The organism is Brenneria sp. hezel4-2-4 (assembly GCF_013155275.1).
GTDB lineage: Bacteria > Pseudomonadota > Gammaproteobacteria > Enterobacterales > Enterobacteriaceae > Brenneria.
This window is the reverse complement of record NZ_JABJXS010000013.1, coordinates 59,743-70,678: the sequence shown is the minus strand read 5'-3', so window position 1 is coordinate 70,678 and position 10,936 is coordinate 59,743. Positions and strand designations below refer to the sequence as shown.

The following is a 10,936-nucleotide window of genomic DNA, read 5'->3' as shown; positions in this document are numbered from 1 at the left end:
CCACCGCGCCGTGAGATTTAATGTATCAGGCCGTTATGGCATGGTTTTCCAACAGTTCATCCAGCGTGACCTGTACCCCCTGCAACGTGACCAGTTCCGTGGAACTGAACGCCGTTCCCTGACCGTCACGGTCGATGGAGATCACCGTGTTGCCGTTAACGGTGTCCACAGAAAGCCAGTCGCCGGCATTGCCGGTCGTGTCGTCCCAGCCTTGCAGCAACCGGCTGACATCAATCTGGTCGCCCTCCGCCAGCGAGAAATCCGTCCAGGTGTCGCTGCCGTTGCCCCCCGTGGCGCTCGCCGCATCCAGCAAGTTGAAAATTAGCGTGTCGCCGCCGCCGCCGAGAGTGAAGGTGTCGTCGTAGGCCGAACTGGTGGCGATATCGCTGTGGCTGGTGCCGTTCAGGTGCAGCGCCAGATCAATGGTCAGCGCCGCGCCGGCGGTTTCCCCGTTCGCGGAGGTCAGGGTGTAATTGAAGTTTTCCTTTTCAGTGATGGTGGTGAGATCCACATCGCTGTTCAGGGTATAGCTGTACCCGCCATCGATATTGAGCGCCAGCGCGCCATACTTGCCCTGTACCGTCGCCGTCGCGTCGCTGGTGACGTATGGATTCAGCGTGGTGATATTGCCGTCCGCATCGGTAATGGATAGCGTGGTCGCCACGGAAACTAGTTGGTCGGCGGCGCTATCTTCCGAACCGCTGCCGTCGAAAATATTCCCTTGCACAACGGCGGTTTCGGTATGGAAGTCATCCAGCAGCACGCTGGTTCCGGCAACTGATGCGCTTACCGCGATCCCCCCTACGGACAACGCCCCGATAGAACCGGTAAAATTCAGGGTGTATTCCCCGGCATCCAGTTCCAGATCGCCAAGCGAGGCCGTCGCTTTGCCGCCAAGCAGCGCCCCGCTGGCCACCGACCCGGACGCCAGTTGCGACCCGTCTTCACTCAGCAACGACCAGCCAATACGCATACTGCCCAGACTCAATAACGAGTTCACGCCAAAAGTGATGCTGGCGTCTTTCACCACGGTATGCTCCGCCACCGTGACCGTCCCGCTGGCGGTCCCTGAGGTGGAACTGAGCAGCGACGAGCGCCAACTGACGGAACCGGCATCGCTGTCGCTGTAGGTCATCTCCTCCTGTACCGCCATCGCCGTCAGGGTCACGCTATCGTCCACCGCCGTCAGCGGGGCAGAGGTCAGATTGACGTTCAGGGTGCCCATGTCGGATTCGCCATCCGGCGACGTCAGCGTATACACAAAGCTGTCCGGCGCGGTAATGCCGTCCGCGCCCACGCCGGTATTCAGCGTATAGGTGTAGTTACCGTGCGCGTCAATGGTCAACACGCCATATTCGCCGGTAATACTGGTGATGCCATCGCTGGCTACCGCCACGCCGTTTACCATGGTGATCGACGATCCTGTCGGCGCAGTGTCATCCTCCATCACATTACCGGACGTGCTGGCGCCGACCGTCTCCACGGTATAAATATGGTCTTCCAGAATATGCAGGGTGTACTTCGTCAGCGCGGAAACGCCGTAAGCGGTATCCAGCAGGAACAGGTACTTCCCGCCATCCAGCGTCAGCGTCAATTCATCGGATGAACCGCCCAACAATGGAACCTTCAGCCAGTGTTCCACCACGCGATACTGATCGTACTGCTGGGTGGCGTCATTGAATTTGTAAACATAGAGATCGAAGCCGGACAGCAAGGACACGCCGCCGACTGACGCCTGGAGCGTCATCGTCCGGGTTACCCCTTCCTCCACATCAAAAACGATCGGGTTGGTAAGATCGTCCAGAATGCCCACATTCAGCACACTGCCCAGGCCAAGGTTCAGTACGGTAAAACCACTTTGCGACGAGGAGCCGTTATCTATCTCGTCCACCGTGGTGTCATAGGTAATGGCGGCCGAATCATCCACGGCAACGACATGACCGGTTGCGCCGATTTCCTTCCCCAGCGACATCACCAGGTTAGCCGTGGCCGTATTGCCATTCGCGGTTACCGTGTAAGTGAAGCTATCCGTGTGGCCCAGCACCGCCGTGGAAGTATCAGTGAGCGTATAGGTATAACTGCCGTCCAGATTGATGCTCAGCGTGCCATATTCGCCATGGATGGTGGTGCCATTCGCCGTTACTGAAACCGCCTCTCCCGCGCTGTTCGTTACCTGCGTCACCACCGTACCCGCCGGCGCACTATCCGTACCGTGGTTAGGATCCTCATCGGTAATTACGTTACCGATATAATCGGTTTCCCCGCCCACCACGCCGGCGGCGGTTTGAGTCACCGTCGCCTCGACGCTGGTATAAGAGCCAACCGCCAGCAAAGTGGTGTTATATGCCAGTGCGCGATAAGTGCCTTCATTCATGTGTTCCACGTTCAGCGAGACGCCGTTATTACCGATCGTCAGCAGGCTGGCCCACTGCGAATCCGCGGTATCGATCACCGTGGTCCAGGCGTTGGTGTCAGCGTGATACTGCTGCACCATCACCCCCATGTTGTTAAGCAGCGACAACACCCCGCCGGTGGCATTGGCCTCCAGCACCACATCCGCCGTGGCGCCGTTATCGATCGTGAAGGTGACCTGCGCACTGTTATTACCCAACAACGACGCAATATTGCCCAGCGCCCCGACGACCAGCAATCCCCAGTCGCTGTACGATTCCGTGGTGACTTCCGCATCGGTCGTCAAATCCAGCGACACGACATTGTCGTTCGCCGCCAGATCCAGCACCGGCGCGGTGACGTTCGTGACCGGCGAGACATTGCCCGCCGCATCGGTCGCCGTAACCGATACCGACTCCCCGTTGGCTTGCGCGCTCGGAAAAGCATAGCTGTAGTGGCCTGCTGTATCCGCCTGTACCGTAGCGGTCGTGCCATCCGTCAGGGTGATGGTAACGGTACTGCCACCTTCAGCCACCCCGCTGATAGTGCCTCCATCGTCGCTGACGGCGGCGGTGGGCGCATTCGGCGCGGTGGAGTCAGGCGCAATGACGGTAGCGGCCGCAGAAGCATTGCCCGCGATATCGCTGGCGACCACGTTAATTTGCTCGCCGTTGGTCAACGCCGACGATAACGGCACCGTAAAGCCGCCATCGTCGCTCGCAATTACGCTGCCCAGCGCATTGCCGGCCGCATCGGTAATCGTCACCGTGCTGCCGGCTTCCGCCGTACCACTGACGGCCGTACCGTCTTCCGTCACCAGCAGATGGATAGGAGACGCCGGTGCGGTGAGATCCGGCGCGGCGGCGGTAATGGGCGTGGAAATATTGTTCGCCGCATCCGTCGCCGTGACCGTCACCGTTTCACCGTTGGTCAGCGCGGCAGGCAGCGCAACGCTGTATACGCCAGACGCATCCGCGGTGGCGCTCAGGATAGAACTGTCCGGTAGCCTTACGGTTACGGTGCTGCCCGCTTCGGCCGTACCGCTTACCTCAGTGCCGTCGCTATTGATATAGGCATCCGGCGCGTTCGGGGCGGTGGTATCCGGTGCCGTGGCAGTGGCCGGTGCAGAAACATTCCCCGCCGCATCGCTGGCTACTACGCTAATCGCTTCGCCATTGGTTAAGGCTGGGGATAGCGGTATGGTGAAGCCGCCATCGCCGCCCGCTGTTACGTTGCCCAGCGCATTACCCGCCGCATCGCTAATCGTCACCGTGCTGCCCGCTTCCGCCATACCGCTGACGGCGGCACCGTCTTCGGCTACCGACAGATCGGTAGGTGCAGTAGGCGCTGTGGTGTCCGGTGCAGTGACGGTAATTGCGGCGGAAGCATTCCCCGCCGCATCATTAACAACCACGCTAATCACCTCGCTATTGGTTAAGGCCGGGGATAACGGCACGCTAAAGTGGCCGTTATCCCCAGCGGTTACACTGCCCAGCGAATTACCCGCCGCATCGGTAATCGTCACCGTGCTGCCTGCTTCCGCCATACCGCTGACGGCGGCACCGTCTTCGGCTACCGACAGATCGGTAGGTGCGGTAGGCGCTGTGGTATCCGGTGCCGTGGCAATGGCCGGCGCAGAGGTATTGCCCGCCGTATCGCTGGCTATTGCGCTAACTTGTTCACCATTGGTTAAGGCTGTCGATAACGATATGGTGAAGTCGCCATCATTACCCGCTGTTACGCTGCCCAGCATATTGCCGGCCGCATCAGTAATCGTCACCGTGCTGCCTGCTTCGGCCGTACCGCTCACCGCTGCACCGTCTTCGGCTACCGACAGATCGGTAGGTGCAGCGGGTGCGGTGGTATCCGGTGCCGTGGCGGGCGTGGGTGCGGAAATATTGTTCGCCGCATCCGTCGCCGTGACCGTCACGATTTCACCGTTGGTCAGCGCAGCAGGCAGCGTAACGCTGTATACGCCAAACGCATCCGCGGTGGTGGTCAGGATAGAACTGTCCGGCAAGGTCACGGTTATGGTGCTGCCCGCCTCGGCCGTGCCGCTGACGATCAGCCCGTCATTACTGAACACAACATCTGGCGCATCCGGCGCGGTAGTGTCGGGCACGGACGTGTCCGGGACAATAACCTGCGCGGTCGCGGAGGTATTGCCCGCCCCGTCCGTGGCGGTCACCGCCAGTTGCTCGCCGGCCGTCAACGCTTGCGGCAGGGGAATGCTCCAGGTGCCGTTTTCCGCCGCCGTCGCAGTCTGCGTGCTGTTGTCCGGCAAGGTCAACGTCACGGTGCTACCCGCCTCGGCCGTGCCGTTTACCGCGGTGCCGTCGTTATTGATATAGGCATCCGGCGCGTCTGGGGCGGTGGTGTCCGGTGCAGTGGCACTGGCGGACGCAGAGGTATTCCCCGCCGTATCGCTGACAACCACGCTAATCGCTTCGCCGTTGGTTAAGGACGGGGATAGCGGCACGCTAAAGTGGCCGTTATCCCCGGCGGTTACACTGCCTAACGTATTACCCGCCGCATCGGTAATCGTCACTGTGCTGCCGGCTTCCGCCGTACCGCTGACAGTTGCACCGTCTTCGGCTACCAGCAGATCGGCGGGTGCGGAAGGCGCGGTGGTATCCGGTGCGGTGGCAATGGCCGGCGCAGAGGTATTGCCCGCCGTATCGCTGGCTATTGCGCTAACTTGTTCACCGTTGGTTAAGACTGTCGATAGCGGTACGCTAAAGTGGCCGTTATCCCCGGCGGTTACGCTGCCCAGCGTATTACCCGCCGTATCGCTAATCGTCACCGCGCTGCCTGCTTCGGCCGTACCGCTGACGGTTGCACCGTCTTCGGCTACCAGCAGATCAGCGGGGGCGGAAGGCGCAGTGGTATCCGGTGCGGTGGCAGTGGCCGGCGCAGAGGTATTACCCGCCGTATCGCTGGCTATTGCGCTAATCGCTTCACCATTGGTTAAGGCCGGCGATAACAGCACGCTAAAGTGGCCGTTATCTCCGACGGTTACGCTGCCCAACGGATTGCCCACCGCATCGCTAATCGTCACCGCGCTGCCGGCTTCGGCCGTACCGCTGACAGTTGCACCGTCTTCGGCTACCAGCAGATCGTCGGGGGCAGAAGGCGCGGTGGTATCCGGTGCGGTGGCAATGGCCGGCGCAGAGGTATTGCCCGCCGTATCGCTGGCTATTGCGCTAACTTGTTCACCGTTGGTTAAGACTGTCGATAGCGGTACGCTAAAGTGGCCGTTATCCCCGGCGGTTACGCTGCCCAAGGTATTACCCGCCGCATCGGTAATCGTCACTGTGCTACCGGCTTCGGCCGTACCGCTGACGGTTGCACCGTCTTCGGCTACCGACAGATCGGTAGGTGCAGCGGGTGCGGTGATATCCGGTGCCGTGGCGGGCGTGGGTGCGGAAATATTGTTCGCCGCATCCGTCGCCGTGACCGTCACGATTTCACCGTTGGTCAGCGCGGCAGGCAGCGCAACGCTGTATACGCCAGACGCATCCGCGGTGGTGGTCAGGATAGAACTGTCCGGTAGCGTTACAGTTACGATGCTGCCCGCTTCGGCCGTACCGCTTACCTCAGTGCCGTCGCTATCGATATAGGCATCCGGCGCGTTCGGCGCAGTGGTATCCGGTGCCGTGGCAGTGGCCGGCGCAGAGGTATTGCCCGCCGTATCGCTGACAACCACGCTAATCGCTTCGCCGTTGGTTAAGGACGGGGATAGCGGCACGCTAAAGTTGCCGTTATCCCCGACGGTTACGCTGCCCAGCGTATTACCCGCCGTATCGGTAATCGTCACTGTGCTGCCCGCTTCCGCCATACCGCTCACCGCTGCACCGTCTTCAGCTACCGACAGATCGGCGGGTGCGGAAGGCGCGGTGGTATCCGGTGCGGTGACAGTGGCCGGCGCAGAGGTATTCCCCGCCGCATCGCTGGCTATCGCGCTAACTTGTTCACCATTGGTTAAGGCTGTCGATAACGGTACGCTAAAGTGGCCGCTATCTCCGACGGTTACGCTGCCCAGCGCATTACCCGCCGCATCGGTAATTGTTACCGAGCTGCCGGCTTCGGCCGTACCGCTGACGGCTGCACCGTCTTCGGCTACCGACAGATCGGTAGGTGCAACGGGTGCGGTGGTATCCGGTGCAATAACGGTTGCCGCTACCGAAGTATTCCCCGCGGTATCGCTGGCTACCACGTTAATTTGCTCGCCGTTGGTTAAGGCCGGCGATAACAGCACGCTAAAGTTGCCGTTATCCCCAGCGGTTACGCTGCCCAACGGATTGCCTGCCGCATCGGTAATCGTCACTGTGCTGCCCGCTTCCGCCGTACCGCTGACGGCGGCACCGTCTTCAGCTACCGACAGATCGGTAGGTGCAACGGGTGCCGTGGTATCCGGCGCAATAACGGTTGCCGCTACCGAAGCATTCCCCGCGGTATCGCTGGCTACCACGTTAATTTGCTCGCCGTTGGTTAAGGACGGGGATAGCGGCACACTAAAGTGGCCGTTATCTCCGACGGTTACGCTGCCCAACGTATTACCCGCCACATCGGTAATCGTCACCGTGCTGCCCGCTTCCGCCATACCGCTGACGGTTGCACCGTCTTCGGCTACCAGCAGATCGGCGGGGGCAGCGGGCGCGGTGGTATCCGGCGCGGTGGCGGTAATGGGCGTGGAAATATTGTTCGCCGCATCCGTCGCCGTGACCGTCACCGTTTCACCGTTGGTCAGCGCAGCAGGCAGCGCAACGCTGTATACGCCAGACGCATCCGCGGTGGTGGTCAGGATAGAACTGTCCGGTAGCGTTACAGTTACGATGCTGCCCGCTTCGGCCGTACCGCTTACCTCAGTGCCGTCGCTATTGATATAGGCATCCGGCGCGTTCGGGGCGGTGGTATCCGGTGCCGTGGCAGTGGCCGGTGCAGAAACATTCCCCGTCGCATCGCTGGCTACCACGCTAATCGCTTCGCCGTTGGTTAAGGACGGGGATAGCGGTACGCTAAAGTGGCCGTTATCCCCGGCGGTTACGCTGCCCAACGTATTACCCGCCGCATCGCTAATCGTCACCGTGCTGCCGGCTTCGGCCGTACCGCTGACGGCTGCACCGTCTTCAGCTACCGATAGCTCGGCGGGGGCGGAAGGCGCAGTGGTATCCGGCGCAATAACGGTTGCCGCTACCGAAGCATTCCCCGCGGTATCGCTGGCTACCACGTTAATTTGCTCGCCGTTGGTTAAGGCCGGCGATAACAGCACGCTAAAGTTGCCGTTATCTCCAACGGTTACACTGCCCAACGGATTGCCCGCCGCATCGGTAATTGTTACCGTGCTGCCTGCTTCCGCCATACCACTCACCGCTGCACCGTCTTCAGCTACCGACAAATCGGCGGGGGCGGAAGGCGCAGTGGTATCCGGCGCAATAACGGTTGCCGCTACCGAAGCATTCCCCGCCGCATCGCTGGCTATTGCGCTAACTTGTTCACCGTTGGTCAACGCTGGCGATAACGATATGGTGAAGTCGCCATCATTACCCGCTGTTACGCTGCCCAGCGTATTACCCGCCGCATCGGTAATCGTCACTGTGCTGCCGGCTTCGGCCGTACCGCTTACCTCAGTGCCGTCGCTATCGATATAGGCATCCGGCGCGTTCGGCGCCGTGGTATCCGGTGCCGTGGCAGTGGCTGGCGCAGAGCTATTCCCCGCCGCATCGCTGGCTATTGCGCTAACTTGTTCACCGTTGGTTAAGACTGTCGATAACGGTATGGTGAAGCCGCCATCGCCACCCGCTGTTACGCTGCCCAGCGTATTGCCCGCCGCATCGCTAATCGTCACCGTGCTGCCGGCTTCGGCCGTACCGCTGACGGCGGCACCGTCTTCGGCTACCGACAGATCGGTAGGTGCAACGGGTGCCGTGGTATCCGGTGCAATAACGGTTGCCGCTACAGAAGCATTGCCCGCGGTATCGTTGACAATCACGTTAACTTGCTCGCCGTTGGTTAAGGCTGGCGATAACGGTATGGTGAAGCCGCCATCGCCACCCGCTGTTACGCTGCCCAGCGAATTACCCGCCGCATCGCTAATCGTCACCGTGCTGCCGGCTTCGGCCGTACCGCTGACGGCGGCACCGTCTTCGGCTACCGACAGATCGGTAGGTGCAACGGGTGCCGTGGTATCCGGTGCAATAACGGTTGCCGCTACAGAAGCATTGCCCGCGGTATCGTTGACAATCACGTTAACTTGCTCGCCGTTGGTTAAGGCCGGCGATAACGGTATGGTGAAGCCGCCATTATTCCCGGCAGTTACACTGCCCAGCGTATTGCCCGCCGCATCGCTAATCGTCACCGTGCTGCCCGCTTCGGCCGTACCGCTCACCGCTGCACCGTCTTCAGCTACCGACAGATCGGCGGGTGCGGAAGGCGCAATGGTATCCGGCGCAATAACGGTTGCCGCTACCGAAGCATTCCCCGCCGCATCGCTGGCTACCACGCTAATCGCTTCGCCATTGGTTAAGGCCGGCGATAACGGTATGGTGAAGCCGCCATTATCCCCGGCAGTTACGCTGCCCAACGTATTACCCGCCACATCGGTAATTGTTACCGAGCTGCCGGCTTCCGCTGTGCCACTCACCGCTGCACCGTCTTCAGCTACCGACAGATCGGCGGGTGCGGAAGGCGCAGTGGTATCCGGCGCAATAACGGTTGCCGCTACCGAAGCATTCCCCGCGGTATCGCTGGCTACCACGTTAATTTGCTCGCCGTTGGTTAAGGACGGGGATAGCGGTACGCTAAAGTGGCCGTTATCCCCGGCAGTTACGCTGCCCAACGTATTACCCGCCGCATCGCTAATCGTCACCGTGCTGCCGGCTTCGGCCGTACCGCTGACGGCGGCACCGTCTTCAGCTACCGATAGCTCGGCGGGGGCGGAAGGCGCCGTGGTATCCAGTGCAATAACGGTTGCCGCTACCGAAGCATTCCCCGCCGCATCGCTGGCTACCACGCTAATCGCTTCGCCGTTGGTTAAGGCCGGCGATAACGGTATGGTGAAGTCGCCATCGCCACCCGCTGTTACGCTGCCCAGCGAATTACCCGCCGCATCGGCAATCGTCACCGTGCTGCCCGCTTCCGCCATACCGCTGACGGCTGCACCGTCTTCGGCTACCGACAGATCGGTAGGTGCATCGGGTGCGGTGGTATCCGGTGCAATAACGGTTGCCGCTACCGAAGCATTCCCCGCCGCATCGCTGACAACCACGCTAATCGCCTCGCCATTGGTCAAAGGCGGAGATAACGCTACGCTAAAGCGGCCATCATCCGCTGCCGTTACGCTGCCCAGCGTATTGCCCGCCGCATCGGTAATCGTCACCGTGCTGCCCGCTTCGGCAGTACCACTGACGACGGCACCGTTTTCGGCTACCGACAGATCGGCGGAAACGGCTGGCGCAGTGGTGTCAGGCGCAATGACGGTCATAGACGCGAAAGTATCCCCTGCTGGGTCAGTCACCATTACGTTCACTTTTTCACCGTTTTTCAGCGAATCGTAAAGGTTGACACTCCAGGAGCCGTCCGCATCGACCAGAGCTTTGGCGGTAGAACCATCCGGTAGCGTTATGGATACAGTGCTACCCGGCGCCGCCTCCCCACCAATGGAGCTACCATCTTCTTTGATATTTACGGTTGGTGTCTGCACGTCGAGCGCCCGCGCACCGCGCTCGGAATCATCATGGTTATCATGGCCATCAGACGCCATAGCAATCACGCCACCCACCGCGGCTGCCCCGGCCAGAATATACGGTAGAGCAGACCCGCCTACAGACTCCGCACCTTCAGCCCCGGCGATGATCTCATCAATACCGGAAATAGATTCAAATTGAGATTGAGTTACAGGATCTTTTACCCACCAGAGCGCGCCATTCTCGTCTTCCAACACCAACTCGCTGCCGCCGTGTTCTCCGGCAATATAAAAGTTTTTCAATACCACTTTTTCACCGGAGTGAAACGTCACGACTAAAGCATTGCCAGAGCGACTCATGGAAGCGATTTCTTGCCGACTAGCCCGCAGCGTCACAATGGAAGGAGAAGATAAATTCAGTTCTCCGGTAGAGGAATTAACCATAGAGGTAACGCCGTTTTCTTTCGCAGTAATAGAAAAGTTGCTCATTTAACTTGCACTCCCAAATGAGTATTGATCAAAATTAGTTATGAAAAAGAGTAACTAAATACATCTCTTATCTATTCCTGGCGAAAAGAATCCCACAGTAAATGAATCGCGCATTGGCGATTCATTCATCATGAAACACTCGGAAGAAATTGGCCCCAAAGAAAATAGCGTCCTAATTAATTAAAATGTTTTTTTATTTATAAAATAACAAACATTGAACGGCAGACAACGATGTGCCGCCGCGTCTTTTCCTTGCTGTGATATTTAGATAATGCTGTTCTTTATTCGATTTTAACTTCCCAATAATATCTGTAAAAAAATCTTACTACCTATTTTATTTAGCACAAGCAAAGCAATATGCAAGGTAACGCT

Annotated in this window: 1 protein-coding gene; it reads right to left on the bottom strand. The window is 59.6% G+C overall.

What is annotated here, in order from left to right; translation table 11 throughout:
• Positions 1-25: 25 nt before the first annotated feature.
• Entirely contained in the window at positions 26-10,564 is a 10,539-nt protein-coding gene (locus tag HOY33_RS18240; protein ID WP_172291557.1) for a BapA/Bap/LapF family large adhesin, read from the bottom strand.
• Between the last annotated feature and the right edge of the window lie 372 nt (positions 10,565-10,936).